Annotated in this window: 18 protein-coding genes; 13 read left to right on the top strand and 5 right to left on the bottom strand. The window is 67.1% G+C overall.

Going from position 1 to position 16,222, the window contains the following annotated elements; translation table 11 throughout:
• Positions 1 to 31: 31 nt before the first annotated feature.
• Complete coding sequence (locus ABD088_RS08785) at positions 32 to 502, bottom strand: MarR family winged helix-turn-helix transcriptional regulator (RefSeq protein ID WP_343901542.1); 471 nt, start codon at positions 500 to 502, stop codon at positions 32 to 34.
• A 141-nt stretch (positions 503 to 643) separates the two neighbouring features.
• Here ABD088_RS08785 and ABD088_RS08790 point away from each other — a divergent pair, with 141 nt between their 5' ends.
• The 9 genes from ABD088_RS08790 to ABD088_RS08830 all read left to right on the top strand — a co-directional run bounded on the left by ABD088_RS08790 (position 644) and on the right by ABD088_RS08830 (position 9,324).
• Positions 644 to 1,567 (top strand): SDR family oxidoreductase, encoded by a 924-nt coding sequence (locus ABD088_RS08790; protein ID WP_343901544.1) that lies wholly within the window; start codon positions 644 to 646, stop codon positions 1,565 to 1,567.
• Positions 1,568 to 1,573: 6 nt separating this feature from the next.
• Positions 1,574 to 2,464, top strand: a complete 891-nt coding sequence (locus ABD088_RS08795; protein WP_343901545.1) for an amidohydrolase family protein — start codon at positions 1,574 to 1,576, stop codon at positions 2,462 to 2,464.
• Positions 2,461 to 3,651, top strand: coding sequence for an acyl-CoA dehydrogenase family protein (locus tag ABD088_RS08800; protein WP_343901546.1), 1,191 nt, complete (start codon positions 2,461 to 2,463; stop codon positions 3,649 to 3,651). The genes ABD088_RS08795 and ABD088_RS08800 overlap by 4 nt, the downstream gene beginning before the upstream one ends.
• 55 nt (positions 3,652 to 3,706) lie before the next feature.
• A complete protein-coding gene (locus tag ABD088_RS08805; RefSeq protein WP_343901548.1) occupies positions 3,707 to 4,162 on the top strand; it encodes a MaoC family dehydratase in 456 nt (151 codons plus the stop codon).
• A 121-nt stretch (positions 4,163 to 4,283) separates the two neighbouring features.
• Entirely contained in the window at positions 4,284 to 5,861 is a 1,578-nt protein-coding gene (gene menE / locus ABD088_RS08810) for an o-succinylbenzoate--CoA ligase (RefSeq protein ID WP_343901549.1), read from the top strand.
• A complete protein-coding gene (locus ABD088_RS08815) occupies positions 5,858 to 6,832 on the top strand; it encodes an ABC transporter substrate-binding protein (RefSeq protein WP_343901550.1) in 975 nt (324 codons plus the stop codon). The genes menE and ABD088_RS08815 overlap by 4 nt, the downstream gene beginning before the upstream one ends.
• Positions 6,829 to 7,665 (top strand): ABC transporter permease, encoded by an 837-nt coding sequence (locus ABD088_RS08820; protein WP_343901552.1) that lies wholly within the window; start codon positions 6,829 to 6,831, stop codon positions 7,663 to 7,665. Before ABD088_RS08815 ends, ABD088_RS08820 begins: the two co-directional genes overlap by 4 nt.
• A complete protein-coding gene (locus tag ABD088_RS08825; protein ID WP_343901554.1) occupies positions 7,662 to 8,435 on the top strand; it encodes an ABC transporter permease in 774 nt (257 codons plus the stop codon). The genes ABD088_RS08820 and ABD088_RS08825 overlap by 4 nt, the downstream gene beginning before the upstream one ends.
• Positions 8,425 to 9,324: an ABC transporter ATP-binding protein gene (locus tag ABD088_RS08830; RefSeq protein ID WP_343901555.1), complete on the top strand. Its 900-nt coding sequence runs from the start codon at positions 8,425 to 8,427 to the stop codon at positions 9,322 to 9,324. Before ABD088_RS08825 ends, ABD088_RS08830 begins: the two co-directional genes overlap by 11 nt.
• Positions 9,325 to 9,328: 4 nt before the next feature.
• Here the strand turns inward: ABD088_RS08830 and ABD088_RS08835 are convergent, their stop codons facing one another.
• Entirely contained in the window at positions 9,329 to 10,072 is a 744-nt protein-coding gene (locus ABD088_RS08835) for an IclR family transcriptional regulator (protein ID WP_343901557.1), read from the bottom strand.
• Positions 10,073 to 10,074: 2 nt separating this feature from the next.
• Positions 10,075 to 11,139: an enoyl-CoA hydratase/isomerase family protein gene (locus ABD088_RS08840; protein WP_343901558.1), complete on the bottom strand. Its 1,065-nt coding sequence runs from the start codon at positions 11,137 to 11,139 to the stop codon at positions 10,075 to 10,077.
• Between the two features lie 170 nt (positions 11,140 to 11,309).
• Between ABD088_RS08840 and ABD088_RS08845 the strand changes: the two genes are divergently transcribed.
• From ABD088_RS08845 to ABD088_RS08860, 4 genes are all read left to right on the top strand, one after another.
• On the top strand, positions 11,310 to 12,515 hold the full coding sequence (locus ABD088_RS08845) for a thiolase family protein (protein ID WP_343901559.1): 1,206 nt from the start codon (positions 11,310 to 11,312) through the stop codon (positions 12,513 to 12,515).
• A 12-nt stretch (positions 12,516 to 12,527) separates the two neighbouring features.
• The gene (locus tag ABD088_RS08850) at positions 12,528 to 13,202 is read left to right on the top strand and encodes a 3-oxoacid CoA-transferase subunit A (RefSeq protein ID WP_343901560.1); all 675 of its coding nucleotides are present in this window, start codon (positions 12,528 to 12,530) and stop codon (positions 13,200 to 13,202) included.
• Complete coding sequence (locus ABD088_RS08855; RefSeq protein WP_343901562.1) at positions 13,199 to 13,855, top strand: 3-oxoacid CoA-transferase subunit B; 657 nt, start codon at positions 13,199 to 13,201, stop codon at positions 13,853 to 13,855. The genes ABD088_RS08850 and ABD088_RS08855 overlap by 4 nt, the downstream gene beginning before the upstream one ends.
• A gap of 127 nt (positions 13,856 to 13,982) precedes the next feature.
• Entirely contained in the window at positions 13,983 to 14,807 is an 825-nt protein-coding gene (locus ABD088_RS08860) for an IclR family transcriptional regulator domain-containing protein (protein WP_343901563.1), read from the top strand.
• A 60-nt stretch (positions 14,808 to 14,867) separates the two neighbouring features.
• Here the strand turns inward: ABD088_RS08860 and ABD088_RS08865 are convergent, their stop codons facing one another.
• A complete protein-coding gene (locus ABD088_RS08865; protein WP_343901564.1) occupies positions 14,868 to 15,794 on the bottom strand; it encodes a LysR family transcriptional regulator in 927 nt (308 codons plus the stop codon).
• A 50-nt stretch (positions 15,795 to 15,844) separates the two neighbouring features.
• Positions 15,845 to 16,120, bottom strand: a complete 276-nt coding sequence (locus tag ABD088_RS08870) for a hypothetical protein (protein WP_343901565.1) — start codon at positions 16,118 to 16,120, stop codon at positions 15,845 to 15,847.
• Positions 16,121 to 16,222: the final 102 nt, after the last annotated feature.

Consider the following 16,222-nt stretch of genomic DNA (forward strand, 5'->3'; position numbering starts at 1 on the left):
CCGGCGTTCCCAATCAATGGGAATCATCACGTCAGCGGACGGGGAAGGCCGCCTTGCTGAGCAGGCGGAGGAATTCCCCTTTTTCCGTCGGGTCCAGCCCGGCCAGCGAAATGTCCTCCGACTCACCGGTCAGGGCGTGGGCGCGCGCATACAAGGCGTTGCCGGCATCGGTGGGCTCGATGAGCTTGGAGCGCCGGTCGTTGGGGTCCGGGACCCGCTGGACGAAACCGTCCTTCTCCAGGGAGTCCACGAGTGCGACGATCTGGCTGGGATCCAGCGAGAGGAATTCGGCCAGTTCGCGTTGGGTCGGACGCAGACCGCTGCAGGCCAGGGAGAGCACGGAGTAGGAGCGCACGCGCAATCCCAGGGGCACCAGGCGCTCGTTCGCGATGGACGAACCGCGCGAGCGGGCGCGGGCAATCAGGAAGCTGGCCTCGCCGGCCAGCTCCGAGGCCAGGAAGCGATCGGTGCCGCTGGTCGCGGGTGCCGTAGGGGTCGTCATGGGAGCTCCAAAATATTTGATGAGTTAATTAATGGTTGACTTAATCAAGAATATCAGTTGTCATCTAACCAACACCAGAATCCCACGTGCCAGTCGGCCCGGCAACATTGCCGGCTGGCGCCGATCCGAAGGAGAGCCCCCATGTCCCTCACTGGAAAAGTCGCCATCGTCACCGGCAGCGGCCGCGGACTCGGGCTGGCCTATGCACGTGAGCTGGCCCGCCAGGGTGCTGCCGTCGTCGTCAATGACGTCGACGCCGATGTGGCTGCCGAGGCCGTTGCCGCGATCCGGGCCGACGGGGGGAGTGCCACCGCCGTGGTCGCCCCGGTGGGGAGCTCGGAAGCCGCCGCCCAGCTGGTCGCCGGCGCACTGGAGGCCTTTGGCCGGCTGGACATCCTGGTCACCAATGCCGGGATCCTGCGGGACAAGTCGTTGCTGAAGATGACCGACGAGGACTTCGACGCCGTGATCAACGTCCACCTGCGTGGCACGTTCACCTGCGTCCGCGAGGCCTTCGGGTACTTCAAGGACAACGCACTCGCCGGGCGCATCGTCACCATTGGTTCCCCCACGGGGCAGCGCGGCAATTTCGGCCAGACCAACTACGCTGCCGCGAAGGCAGGCATCGTGGGCATGGTGCGCACCTGGGCGCTGGAGATGAAACGCGCCGGTGTCACCGTCAACGCGGTGATCCCCGTCGCCGCCACGGCCATGACCCAGACCGTCCCGTTCTTTGCCAAGGCCGTCGAGGCCGACGAACGCGGTGAGGCCATGCCGGACTTCTTCCGGAAGGAGCTGGGCTTCGGGACCGCCGACGATGTTGCCGGCCTCGTGGCCTACCTCGCCTCGGACGAGGCAGCCGACATCAGCGGCCAGGTCATCGGGGTGGGCGGCGACCGGTTGCAGCTGTGGAGCCACCCCGAGGCAGTTGCCACCGAATACCGCGACGGCGGCTGGGACTACGAGACCCTCCGGTCCGGCTACCCCTTCGCCGGACAGGCGCAGGGCGTCGGGGAGACGTTCCCCGAACTGCCTGCGGACCTGCAGCCGGCACCGGCGAAGTAGGCGGGCATGCCTGTCTACGAGCCGGCCATTGACCTGGCAGCGATTTCAGCCATCGACATGCACGTCCACCTCGAAGAGGATTCGCACGGGCATCGATCGATGCCGGAGGACCTCTTCGAGGCCTCGGCCGCCTACTTCAAATCCGAGGAGCGCACCCCCTCCATCGACCGCATCGCCGAGATCTACCGGGCTGCCGGAATGGCAGCAGTGGTCTTCACCGTGGATGCGCGGACCGCGCTGGGGCATCTGCCGAATTCGATCGACGACCTGGTCGCCGGATGCGCGCGCCACCACGATGTCCTCATCCCGTTCGGATCCGTCGACCCGCGCACCGGTGCTGACGCCCTCGTTGAAGCCCGCCGCCAAGCCGTCGAGCTGGGCGTGAGGGGATTCAAGTTCCACCCCTCGCTGCAGGGGTTCGATCCCAGCGATGGCGCGTTCCGTCCGCTCTGGCGTGAGCTGGAGCAGCTGGGGCTTCCGTGTACTTTCCATACCGGCCAAAACGGGATGGGAGCCGGCCTCCCCGGCGGGCGGGGCATCAAGCTGCGCTACTCCAACCCCCTGCTGCTCGACGATGTCGCGGCAGAGTTTCCGGGCCTGGCCATCATCATGGCCCACCCTTCGGTGCCGTGGCAGGACGAGGCCAACTCGATCGCCACCCACAAGGCGAACGTGTACATCGACCTCTCCGGCTGGAGCCCCAAGTACTTCCCGGAGTCGCTGGTCAAGCGCGCAAACAACATCCTGGCCGGCAAGCTCCTCTTCGGCACCGATTTCCCCTTGATCACCCCGGAAAAATGGTTGGCTGCCTTCGCCGACCTGCCCCTGAAGGATGCGGTGCGGCCCGGCATCCTGAAAGACAACGCGGTCCGCGTCCTCGGGTTGGAGAAGTCATGACCACCCAGGCCCCCTTCCATCCGGCCGACGCCTACGGCTACGCCGAGCTGCTCAGCGACGCCGAGCGGGCGTCCCTGCTGCGGCTGCGGGGACTGCTCGATGAGCATGTCCGTCCAGTCCTGGCCGAAAGCTGGGACCGCGGCGAATTCCCTCCCGGCATCGAGGCACCACTGATCGAGGCCCGTCTGATGGACCCGGTGGAGGTCGCGGACACCGGTGGGCAACCCGGCGCCCTGTACTCCGGGTTCCGCACCTTCGAACTCGCCCGCACCGATGCCTCGGTACTGACCTGGTACAACGCCCAGGCCGGCCTGTTCCGCACCACCATCGCCTACGGAGCTGCGGCAGCCCATGCCGCGGAGCTCGATGCCCGTATCCGTGACTTCTCCTGGAAGGGCGTTTTCGCCCTGACCGAACCCGAGCATGGATCGGATATCGCCGGGGGCCTGGCCACCAGCGCGCGTCGGGACGCCGGCACCGGGAAGTGGACCATCGACGGAGCCAAACGGTGGATCGGAGGGGCGGGGCAAGCAGATGTCATGGCAGTCTTCGCCCGTGATGTCGACGATGGCCAAGTGAAGTGCTTCGTCGTTCCGGTCGACGCGGAGGGTGTCGAACTCGAGGTCATCCGGGGCAAGGCGAGCCTGCGCATCATGCAGAACTTCGACATCAAGCTCACCGGCGTCGTGGTCGACGAATCCGCCCGGTTGCCGAACATCAACTCGTGGACCGATGTTGCGGCCTGCCTGCGTCGCATGCGGGCCGACGTGGCGTGGAGCGCGGCCGGCGCCGCAGCCGGTGCCTATGAGGCGGCGGTCCGCTATGTGGGCCAGCGGGAACAATTCGGGCGGCCGTTGGCCGGCTTCGCCCTCATCCAGGAGAAGCTGGCACACATGCTCGGCAATGTCACGGCAAGCCTGGGCATGGTCGTGCGGCTGAGCCAGCGGCAGGCCGAGGGCATCTACCGGGACGAGGATTCGTCGCTGGCCAAGATGCACACGGCGCGCACCTTGCGGGAAACCACCGCCCTGGCCCGCGAGGTCGTCGGCGGCAACGGCATCCTCGTTGCCCACGATGTCGCCCGCTTCCATGCCGACGCCGAGGCCATCTATTCCTACGAGGGAACCCACGAGATCAATGCGCTGGTCGTCGGCCGATCCATCACGGGTCTGGCCGCCTTCCGCTGATCCCACCCTGCACACCCCCGGCGGAATCCCGCCACCACCTACCCAGGAGAATGACATGTCCCAGAAAGTCATCAGCTACGAAGACCTTCCCACTGCCGTCGGGACCGACCTCGGCTACAGCGACTACCGCACTGTCACACAGGAGCAGGTGGATACCTTCGCCGATGCCGCCGACGACCACCAGTGGATCCACACTGATCCCGAGCGCGCCAAGGACGGGCCCTTTGGCGGCCCCATCGCCCATGGCTACCTCACCCTGAGCCTGCAGATCCCCTTCTGGGCCGAACTCTTCGACGTCCACGGGGTCACGACGAAGGTGAACTACGGACTCGAGAAAGTCAGGTTCCCCTCGCCGGTCCACGTCGGATCCCGGATCCGCATGAAAGCAGTCATCGCCACCGTCGACGAGGTCCCCGGTGGCTACCAGATCGCCGTGGACCAGGTCATCGAGGTCGAGGGCGGAACCAAGCCGGCAGTGGTATCCCGGGGCCTGTACCGCTTCTACGCCTGACCCCACGAAAGATATTGATTTTCTCAATAGTTGAACATAACCTGATTTACGTGTGGTGTATGTCATACGCATCACATCGGCCGGGTCGCGAAGGCCTGCCGGACATCGAAGGAGATGGGACATGCGCAATGCCGGGCTGGGTCCGTGGATCCGCAAGCGCAAGGTGAAGTCGGGGAACAAGCCCGCCGTCATCCACGCCGGACAGGAACTCGTGTATGCGGACATGGCCGACCGGGTGGACCTGCTTGCCGGTGCACTGCAGGAGCGGGGGATCACCGCCGGAGACCGCATCGCCTACCTCGGGAACAACCATCCTGCCTACCTCGAAACGCTTTTCGCTGCCGGGATTCTCGGTGCCGTGTTCGTCCCGCTCAACACCCGGCTGGCCGCGGGGGAACTGGCCTACCAGCTCACCGACTCGGGAAGCCGGCTGCTGATCCACGCGTCGGAACTAACGGAGCTCGCCGGACAGGCCGTTGAGGGGACCGACGTCCGGGCCCGCTGGTCGGTCGGCGGCACCTCCGCCGGTGTCGAGGCCTATGAAGAGGCCATCTCCAACGCCGAGCCGACGACCGTCGATGTCCCGGTGTCCCTGGAGGACCCGGCGATCATCCTCTACACCTCCGGCACCACGGGGCGTCCCAAGGGCGCAGTGCTCAGCCACGGCAACATGACCTGGAACAGCATCAACGTCATCGTCGACTACGACGTTCCGGCCTCCGAGGTCGCGCTGATGATCGCCCCGATGTTCCACGTCGCCTCCCTCGGCATGGGCGCGCTGCCGACCTTGCTCAAGGGCGGCACCCTGGTGCTCCAGGACCGGTTCGACCCCGGCGAGGTGCTGGCGGCCATCGAGCATCATCGGATCACCAGCCTGTCGGGTGTGCCCACGACCTACCAGTTGCTGGCCGAGCACCCGACGTTTGCGACCACCGACATCTCCTCGCTGGTCAAGCTGACCTGCGGCGGATCGGCAGTTCCGGCCAGGGTTTCCGAGGCCTACGAAGCCCGGGGGCTCTCGTTCTCCAACGGATACGGCATGACGGAGACCGCCCCGGGAGCCACCGCGTTGCTGGCCGAGCACTCACACGAGAAGGCAGGTTCCTCCGGGCTTCCCCACTTCTTCACCGACATCCGCATCGTCGAACCGGGCGGCGGCATGGCCCCCGCGGGAGTCGACGGGGAGATCCAGATCAGCGGCCCCAACGTCATCTCCGGGTATTGGCAACTGCCCGAAGCCAGTGCGCAGACGATCATCGACGGCGGATGGTTGCGATCCGGGGACATCGGACACCTCGACGACGAAGGATTCCTCTACGTCTCGGACCGGCTCAAGGACATGATCATTTCCGGTGGGGAGAACATCTACCCGGCCGAGGTGGAAACGGTGATCATGGAACTGCCCCAGGTGGCCTCCGTCGCCGTGATCGGCGTTCCGGACGAGAAGTGGGGCGAGGTTCCGCGGGCCGTCGTCGAGCTCTTCGACGGCGCAGCCTTGGATGGCGCTTCCCTGCAGGCACATCTTGAAGGCCGGGTGGCCCGATACAAGATTCCCCGCACTGTCGAATTTGTGGGCGAACTCCCGCGCACCGCGAGCGGAAAGATCCGCAAGGCGACCCTGCGCAACCGCATCATCACCCACCAGGACCCGGGTCGCGTCGGTACGACAAACACCCTTGAGGCAAGGAACAGATCATGAAGAAACTCGTGAGGGCCGCAGCCGTCGCCGGAACGATCCTGGCGCTGGCAGCGTGCGGTTCGGGCTCGCCGAGCGGCGGATCCGGTGACGCCGGGGGATCCGCTGGCGGATCACTGACCAAGGTCACGGTCGGCGTCATCCCCATCGTCGACACCGCCCCGATCTGGCTCGGTGACAAGGAGGGGTTCTTCGCCGATGAGGGACTCGACCTGGACATCCAGACCGCCAGTGGCGGCGCGGCCATCATCCCCGGCGTCCAATCGGGCAGCTACGACTTCGCCTTCTCCAATCTCGTCTCGCTCATGGTGGCGAACGACAAGGGGCTGGACATGAAGATCGTGGCCAACGGCAACAGCACCACCGGAACCGACCACGATTTCAGCGCCGTCGTCGTCTCCAAGGATTCAAAGATCACCTCGCCCAAGGACCTCGCGGGCAAGAAGGTCTCCGTGAACAACCTCTCCAACATCGGCGACACCACGATCAAGTCCATCGTCGAGAAGGACGGGGGCAACCCGAAATCCATCAACTTCGTCGAAGTCGGCTTCCCCGACGCCCCGGCGGCTCTGGACAACGGAGTGGTCGACGCCGCCTGGATCCTGGACCCGTTCCTGACCCAGGCCGTGGACGACGGGGCCCGGGTGATCAGCAACAACTTCACCGACTTCGACCCCCAACTCGACATCTCCGCGTACTTCACCTCCCAGGCGGCGATCGACAAGAACCCGGAACTGGCCGCGAAGTTCAAGCGGGCCATGGACAAGTCCTTGGAGTTCTCCGAGCAGAACCCGGACAAGGTCCGTGACATCGTCGGGACCTACACCAAAATCGACGCCGAGACCCGCAAGAAGCTGATCCTTCCGAAATTCCAGGTCGACATGAACCGCGAAGCGGCCCAGAAGCTCGGCGCGGCCGCCGTGAAATTCGGGACGCTCTCCCAGGCGCCTGATCTGGAGGTGTTGCTGCCATGACTGTCGTGATTGACCCGACGACGGCACCGAAGCCGCCGCGGCCCGCACGGGCCCGTCGAAAAGGACCACCATCGTGGGCGCTGGGCCTGGTGGGGGTGGTCATCTTCCTGGTGGGGTGGGAGCTGATGCCGATCCTGGGCATCGTCCAGGCCAAGTACCTGCCACCGGCCTCCGAAGTCATCGTGGCGCTGGGGCGGGACTTCGGCCTGGCCGCCTTCTGGGTATCCGTGGGCGATACCCTGCTGGCCTGGGCGGTCGGCCTGGCGATGGCGACCGTCCTGGCGCTCGTGCTGGGCATGGTGATCGGCAGTTCGCGGTTCCTGCGCCGCTTCACGAACTCCTCGATCGAGTTCCTGCGCCCGATTCCCTCGGTCGCCTTGATCCCGTTGGCCGTGTTGCTGTACGGGGTGAAGATCGAATCGTCGTTGCTGCTGATCGTCTACGCCTGCTTCTGGCAGGTCCTCATCCAGGTGCTCTATGGTGTGGCCGACGTCGACAACGTGGCCATGCAGACCGCCCGGTCCTACAGCTTCTCGACATGGCAGCGGATCAAGGACGTGGTGTTCCCGACAGTGCTTCCCTATTTGATGACCGGCATCCGGTTGGGCGCCGCCGTCGCCCTGATTTTGGCCATCACCGCGGAGCTGATCATCGGCTCGCCCGGTTTGGGCCGGGAGATCGGGTTGGCCCAGTCGGGTGGAGCCGTTTCGGGGATGTATGCGCTGATCCTGGCGACCGGGCTGTTGGGCACGGTGATCAACGTCGTCATGCGCGCCGTTGAACGCCGGGTGCTGGGGTGGCATCCCTCGGTACGTGGGGAGGCCATCGCATGAAAACACTGAAATCCATGGGATACCTCCTCGCGCTGCCGGTCCTGTTGGTGGCCCTGTGGTGGGTGGGTACTTCCGGGGAGCCGAACTTCTTCGTCCCGACCCCTGCGCAGTTGGTCGATACCTTTGGCCCCACCTGGTTCCAGGGCCGGATCTCCTCCGACGTGCTCCCCAGCGTGGGGCGGCTGGTCATCGGCGTGCTGCTGGCCATCATCCTGGGTGTGGTGTTGGGCCTGTTGGTGGGTCTGAACCGGACCCTGCGCGCGCTGACCGAGCCGGTGTTCGAGTTCTTCCGGGCCCTGCCGCCGCCGGTGCTGATCCCCGTGCTGATGCTCCTGATCGGGGTCAATGACTCGATGAAGGTCGCCGTGATCGTCTCCGGTGCCGTGTGGCCGGTGTTGCTCAACACGATCGAGGGGGTCCGTTCGATCGATCCGGTGCAGAACGAGACCTCGCGTTCCTACGGCATCTCGGGGTTCGCCCGGATCCGTTACCAGGTGATTCCCTCGGCCATGCCGACGGTCATGGCAGGGATCCGCCAGTGCCTGTCGATCGGGTTGATCCTGATGGTGATCTCGGAGATGTTCGCCTCGTCCTCAGGGCTGGGCTTCACCATCGTGCAGTTCCAACGTTCCTTTGCCATTCCCGAAATGTGGTCCGGCATCATCGTGCTCGGACTCATCGGTGTGGTCATGTCGTTCATCTTCCAGTGGGCCGAACGGCGCGTCTTGCGCTGGTACCACGGCTTGAAAGAGGTAGAAAATGCAGTCTGAAGCCAGCACTCCCGCAGCGGTTCCCGATCACTTGTCCCCATCCGCCGGTCCGGTGGACTCACCGACTCCTGCCGGGCGGACCCTCGGCGCAGGGGAGGCCCTGCTCTCGGTACGCGGGGTGAAAAAGGTCTACCACACCGATGGCGGGGACATCGAGGCGGTGCGGAACCTGACGTTCGACCTGGCCCGGGGGGAGTTGGCATGCCTGGTGGGCCCCTCGGGGTCCGGCAAGACGACCTTGTTGAAGGTCATCGCGGGGCTTCTGGGCGCCACCGAGGGCGAGGTGATGCTCGATGGCCAGAAGGTGACCGGGCCACCGAAGAAGATGGCCGTCGTGTTCCAGGAATACGGGCGCTCGCTGTTCCCCTGGTTGCGGGTGGCCGACAACGTGGAGTTGCCGTTGAAGAACGCTGGCGTCCCCAAGGTCGAACGCAAGGCGCGCGTCGCCGAGGCACTGGAAGCCGTCGGGCTCTCCGCGGTTCCCCGCTCGTATCCGTGGCAGCTCTCCGGTGGCATGCAGCAACGCGTGGCCATCGCCCGTGCCGTGGCGTACCAGCCCGAGGTGCTGCTCATGGACGAGCCCTTCGCCGCGGTGGATGCCCAGACCCGTGCGGATCTGGAGGACCTGGTGCGCAGGTTGTGGAAGGACCTGGGCATGACGGTCCTGTTCGTCACGCACGATATCGACGAATCGATCTACCTCGGTGGCCGCGTGATCGTGCTCTCGTCATCGCCCACGGTGGTCCAGGAGGATCTGGTCATCGACCTGCCCGATGAGCGCGACCAGCTCGAGACCCGGTCCCTGCCGCGGTTCACCGAGCTGCGCCACCATGTCTACGAGCAGATCCAGCTCGCCAAGCGCGGACATCGTCCCGACGGGGTGGCGTAGCCGGTCAGACCGTCCCGGCGAGGGAACGGGCAATTCCTCCGGCTGCAGTCCGCAACGCTATGACCGCGGCCGGCAGCAAGTCGGAATCGGTGGGAACGACCACGGAGATCACCGCCACGGCACGACGGCGGTCATCCAGGATGGGGACGGCGGCCCCGGTCGTCTCGGGGTCCGTGAAACCGGCCAGCGTGGCGTAACCGGTCAACCGGATATGGGCCAGCGTGCGGCGCAGGTCAGGTTGCTGGGCCAGGGCTTCCTGCTGATGCCGGTCCAGGAACCCCTCGGTGAGGTGGGGAGGCGAGAAGGCCAGCAATGCCATGCCCATCGACGTGCGCAGGACCGGCATCCGCCCGGCGACGTGGGCCTGGTTGACGGCCGCTCCGGGGCGGGACAACCGCTCCACGATCAGCACCTCGTCCTCGTGCAGGATCGACAGCTGCGTGTTCTGCCGCAGCAGCTGGTTGATGTCCTCCATGTAGGGCAAGGCGACCAAGCGCAGGTCGCGCGTGAGGGAGGCCCGGTTGGAGAGCTCCCACAACCGCAGACCCAGCCTGACTTCGCCGTCGTCGTTCCTGGCCAGCAATCCATGGGAGACGAGGTCCTCCACCAGGCGGTAGGCGGTCGCCCGGGGCACGCCGGCGCGCCGCGCCAGGGCGGTGACGGTGAGCGTGGGCTGGTCCGCATCGAAGGAATCCAGGATCCTGACCAGCCGGTCCAACATGGAATCGCCCGAGGGGGAATTCGCCACGGCTACGAGGAGGCGATGGCCGCGGCGATCTCCGCGGAATCAACCCCGGCGTGGTCCGCCGGAGACCAGCGCGGGGAGCGGTCCTTGTCGATGATCTGGGCGCGGATCCCCTCCGGCAGATCCGGATGCTTCATCAGGTAATCGGCCACGCGCAGTTCGCGGGCCAGTGCCGAGGGCAGGTGGGCGTCTTCCCGGGCGGCACGCACTGCCTGCAAGGCGGTCTGGGTGGCCAGCGGGGAGTTGGCCCGAATGGATGCTGCCGCTGGAGCCGCCGCGGCAAAGGTGCTGGCGTCCAGCCGCGCCAGGATATCGGGGACGTCCGCGCCGGCATAGGCGTCGTCGATCCAGGCGGCGTCGGCCACCAGGCGGGCGGCGGGTGCGGCAGTGCCGTGCAGGATCTCGAGGGCCACCGCCACGTCGTTCGCCGGCACCCCGACCAGGTCGGGCAGCGCGGCCAGCACCTCGTCGAACCCGTCCTCGGCGATGCAGAAGTCGGCGAATCCGGCGTGGATGGCGTCCCCGGCACCCATCGTGGAAGCAGTCAGGGCCAGGTGTTCGCCGAGCCGTCCCGGGGCCAGCCCCAGCAGGTGGGTTCCGCCGACGTCGGGGGAGTAGCCGATGTGGGTTTCGGGCATGCCGATCGCCGAGCGGGGCGTCACGATGCGGACCGACGCGTGACCTGCCAGGCCGACTCCGCCGCCCATGCAGAGCCCATCCATGAATGCCACGACCGGTTTGGGGTAGGTGGCGATGATTCCGTCGAGCTGGAATTCCTCGGCAAGGAAGGACAGGAACTCGTGTTGTTTCCCGGTGGTGATGGAGGTGTGGAAGGCCAGGATGTCTCCTCCGGCGCAGAATCCCCGGTCGCCGGCGCCGCGCAGCACCACGATCCCCACCCGCGGGTCTTCGCGCCAGGCCTCGAGCTGTCGGGTCAATTCCGTGACCATGGGGCGGGTCAGCGCGTTGATCTGGCGGGGCCGGTTCAAGGTCAGGATCCCGAGGCCATCCGCCAGGTCGACCAGGATCTCATTCCCGCTACCCGTTTCGGTGTCCTGTACCTGTGTCATCGAGCCCGTCCCTTCGCCATGTGTGGTTCCCATTCAATGACGCTACTCCCGCCCTGGGGGGCTGGCCAGCAGAAGGTCGGGTCCTCCCCATTGTGTCGCGGGGGACGAACCGATAGAGTTCAATATACGAACTTAAGTTCATTCAGCGAACACGTGATGGCGGGAGTCCCATGCAACAGGCCTACATATACGACGCGGTACGTACCCCGTTCGGCAAGATCGGTGGGGCGTTGGCCTCGCATCGGCCCGACGACCTCGCGGCGCACATCATCAAGGCGCTGGTGGGCCGGTCCCCGGACCTGGACGTCGAGCGGATCGACGAGACGATCTTCGGCAACGCCAATGGCGCTGGCGAGGAAAACCGCAACGTGGCGCGGATGGCCACCCTGCTGGCCGGTCTCCCCGTCTCCCTGCCGGGCACTACCGTCAACCGGCTCTGCGGCTCATCCCTGGACGGCGCCATGATCGCCTCCCGCCAGATCAACGTCGGGGATGCCGACCTGATGCTGCTGGGCGGCGTCGAATCCATGTCGCGTGCCCCGTGGGTGCTACCCAAGACCGAGCGTCCGTTCCCGATGAACAACCTCGAACTGGCCAACACCACCCTGGGCTGGCGCCTGGTCAACCCCGAAATGCCCGGCGCCTGGACCGTCTCCCTGGGGGAGGCCACCGAGCAGCTGCGCGAACGCGAGGGCATCGACCGCGAACGCCAGGACGCCTTCGCGGCGCGCTCCCACCAGCTGGCCGATGCCGCCTGGAACGCCGGGCGCTATGACGACCTCGTGGTCCCCGTCGAACCGAACACCCGCAAGGGCGTGCGCCTGGATCGCGACGAGACCATCCGTCCCGAATCCACTCCCGAATCCCTGGCCGGGCTGCGCACCGTCTTCCGCTCCGAGAACGGCACCGTCACCGCGGGCAACGCCTCCCCGATGAACGACGGCGCCTCCGCCGCCTGGCTCGGCAGCGAGAAGGCCGCTGGCCTGCTCGGCCGCGAACCGCTGGCCCGCATCGCCGGACGCGGCGCCGCCGCCCTTGAACCGCAGTACTTCGGGTTCGCCCCGGTCGAGGCGGCCAACCGCGCCCTCGCCAAGGCGGGCATCGGCTGGGGGGACGTCTCCGCCGTCGAACTCAATGAGGCCTTTGCCGCGCAGTCCCTGGCCTGTGTCGACGCCTGGGGCATCGACGAGGGGATCGTCAACGCCTGGGGCGGCGCCCTGGCCATCGGCCACCCCCTCGGTGCTTCGGGCCTGCGGATCCTCGGCACGCTCGCCCGACGGCTGCAGGCCTCCGGCGAACGCTGGGGCGTCGCCGCCATCTGCATCGGCGTCGGCCAGGGCCTGGCCGTCGTCCTCGAAAACACCACCAGCAAGTAAAGGGGTACCACCGTGGCACCACGTATCGCCACCAACGCCGCCGATGCCGTCTCCGGCATCCACGACGGCGCCACCGTCCTCATCGGGGGGTTCGGCAACGCCGGCCAGCCGATGGAACTGATCGACGCGCTGCTTGCCTGCGGGGCCTCGAACCTGACGGTGGTGAACAACAACGCCGGACAGGCCGACGCCGGGCTGGCGCTGCTGATCAAGGAGCGCAAGGTCAGCAAGGTCATCTGCTCGTTCCCGCGCCAGTCCGATTCCTGGCACTTCGACGAGGCCTACCGGGCCGGGGAGATCGAACTCGAACTGGTCCCGCAGGGCAACCTGGCCGAGCGACTGCGCGCCGCCGGCGCCGGGATCGGCGGGTTCTTCACGCCCACCGGCTACGGCACGCTGCTGGCCGAAGGCAAGGAGACCCGCGAGATCGACGGGATCGGCTACGTGCTGGAGACCCCGATCAAGGCGGACGTCGCCCTCATCAAGGCACTCACGGCGGACGAGTTCGGCAACCTCGTCTACCGCAAGACCGCCCGCAACTTCGGCCCGGTCATGGCGACCGCCGCGGCGCAGACCATCGTCCAGGTCGACGAGATCGTCCCGGTCGGCGGGATCGACCCGGAAGTCGTGGTGACCCCGGGCATCTACGTCGACACGATCGTCCAGATCGCAGGAGAGAACAAATGAGCACCTACACCTCCACCGACGCGGCACTGACCCGCGATGACATGGCAGAAATGGTCGCCGCGGACATCCCCGCGGGCGCCTTCGTGAACCTGGGCATCGGCCAGCCGACCAACGTCTCCAACTACCTCACCGCCGAACAGGGAGTCACCCTCCACACGGAGAACGGCATGCTGGGCATGGGCCCGGTGGCCACGGGGGATGACATCGACGGCGACCTGATCAACGCCGGCAAGATCCCGGTCACCGAACTCCCCGGAGCCAGCTACTTCCACCATGCCGATTCCTTCGCGATGATGCGCGGGGGCCACCTGGACGTCTGCGTCCTGGGCGCCTTCCAGGTCTCCCAGGCGGGCGACCTGGCCAACTGGCACACCGGAGCCCCCGGGGCCATCCCCGCGGTCGGCGGTGCCATGGACCTGGCGATCGGCGCGAAGTCCACCTGGGTCATGATGGGGCTGTTCACCAAGGCCGGGGAGTCCAAGCTGGTCGAGGCACTGAGCTACCCCGTCACCGGGCTGGGCTGCGTCTCGCGGATCTACACGGAATCGGCGATCTTCCTCATCGAGGACGGAACGGTCACGGTCCGCTCCACCCACGGGATCAGCTTCGCCGAGCTCTCCGAACGCCTCCCGGTGGCATTGCAGCAGGCCTAGCACCACCACCGTGGGGGCCGTGCCGCCCGTCGGCCGGCCTCCACGGAACGGCCCGTGCCGTCGCCCTCTAGGATGGGTGGGTTGCCGCGGGACCGCCACGGCCCCCGCACCTTTTCGGAAGGACACCATGGAGCACGACGTCGAGACGACCCCGGCTGCCCCGCCCACGGCCACGGGCGGCCAGTTCGTGCAGTCGCTGGCCCGTGGGCTGGATGTCATCCGCGCCTTCGACGCCGAACACCATTCGATGACCCTGACCGATGTCGCCAAGCGCACCGGCCTCTCGCGGGCCACGGCCCGCCGCTTTCTGCTGACCCTGGCCGACTTGGGCTACGTGCGGACCGATGGAAAGCACTTCGAGCTGACGGCCCAGGTGCTGCAGCTGGGATACGCCTTCCTGGCCGGCCACACCCTGACCGAGCTCATCGAACCCGTGCTCGAGGAACTCTCCTCCCGGTTGAACGAGTCGGCCTCCGCCTCCGTTTTGGACGGATCCGACGTGGTCTACATCGCCCGGGTCCACACCCGCCGCATCATGCGCGTCGGCATCGCCGTGGGCAGCCGCTTCCCCGCCTACGCCACCTCCATGGGCCGGGTGCTGCTGGCACACCTCGATCCGGAGGAACTGGACGCGGCGCTCGCCGCCCGCCCGTTGGAGGCACTGACCCCGAACACCATCACCGATCCCGCGGCCCTGCGCCGGGAACTGGACGCGGTCAGGGAGCGTGGATGGTGCCTGGTGGACCAGGAGCTCGAGGTCGGGCTGCGGTCCATCGCGGTGCCCGTCCTGTCCCCGGATGGCACCGTCGCCGCCGCCCTGAACGTCTCCATGAGCACGATGCCGGGAACCGCACCCGGCGGCCCGAACGGTGCCGACGAGGCCATGGCCGTACTGCCGCACCTGCGGGAAGCCGCCAGCCGCGTCGAGGAAGCCCTGCGCGCCAGACGCTGAGCGGCGCCGTCGTTCCCTGTGGGGGGCTGGGCGGAGGGGGAACTGGCGCGGGGATTCCGGTCAGGGGGCGATGCTGATCTGCCGGAGTTCTGCGGCCAGGCGGTCCATGAACACATCGACCTTGGGGCTGCGCGCCGGGCCGGTTTGCAGGGCGAAGATGCTGCGGGCCAACCTGATTTCTGGCACATCCAGGACCACGAGTCCCGCGGGCTTCTGCTGCATGGCCAGTGCGGGCACCAAGGCGGCGCCCAGGCCCGTGGAGGCCAGGTGCAGGGAGGCGTTGAAATCGTCGCAGTGCGCCACGATGCGGGGGTGCAGGTTGCAGGAGGCAAAGAGCCGGGAAATGACCGTGGCGTCCGAGGTCCCGGGGTGGTGCATGATCCACGGCATGTTCTCCAGCTGGGCGGCTTCGACCCGCGCGCCGTCGGCGAATTTCCAGGAGGCGGGGACCACCACACGGAACTCGTCGTCGCCAAGCCACTGCCGGTCCATGGTCCCGGGCCAACCCAACCCGGTCTGGCCGACCTGGAAGACCAGGGCGAGATCGAGTTCGTCGCCGGCCTGCAGGCTGGCAATCGTCTGGTGTGGTTCGCCCACGCTGACCCGCAACCGGATCCCCAGACCGGCCCAGTCCCGTGCACCGAGCAGGCGGGGAAGCGCGAAGGTGGCCAGGGAGGGGAAGATGCCCAGGCGCAGCTCCTGCGCGGGGTCCGCGCCCGGGTCTCCCGCCGCCGTCGTGCTGGCAGCGAGCAGCGCATCGATGTCGGTGAGGACCTTGCGGGCATGCCGGGCCATGGTGGTTGCCGCTTCGGTCGGCTCAATGGAGCGGGCGGACCGGCGGAACAGTGCGACGCCGGTGTCCCGTTCCAGTGCGGTCATCTGCTGGGAGACGGCAGAGGCGGTGTAGCCCAGGGGAATGGCGGCCGCGGCGAAGGAGCCGTGGGCGATGACCTCCAGGAGGGTGCGCAGATGCACGGGGTTGACCATCAGCACTCCTGGGTGTCGGCGTGGGGAACGAAAAGCTCTCCTACGCCATGCTAGTCCTCGTCGTCCTCCTGGTCCGCCTGCTCCTCATCGTCGAGTTCCCACTGCGAAGCCAGCGTCTCGTTCTCGGAGTCGCCGTCGGCGTCGTCGTGTTCCTCGAGGTCGTCCTCGACGAGGTAGCTGTGCCGGCGCAGGGGATCGATCCGGTTCATGGTCTCCGGGTTGTCCGAGGAGCCGTCCTCGGGGGTGCCGTAGCGGCCATCCTCGGGCTCGTCGAGATCATCCTCGGGCGCTTCGTCGAACACCGTGTCGTCGTAGATGCCGCTCATGGTCGTTGCCCTCCTGCTCCGGGTGCGAGGCCGACTGCCCAATGCACCTCTGACACCTCCAGCCTAGGCCGGGACGGGGCTCTTGTGAACGATCCGACCCGC

The organism is Arthrobacter rhombi (assembly GCF_039526245.1).
Lineage (GTDB): Bacteria > Actinomycetota > Actinomycetes > Actinomycetales > Micrococcaceae > Arthrobacter_H > Arthrobacter_H rhombi.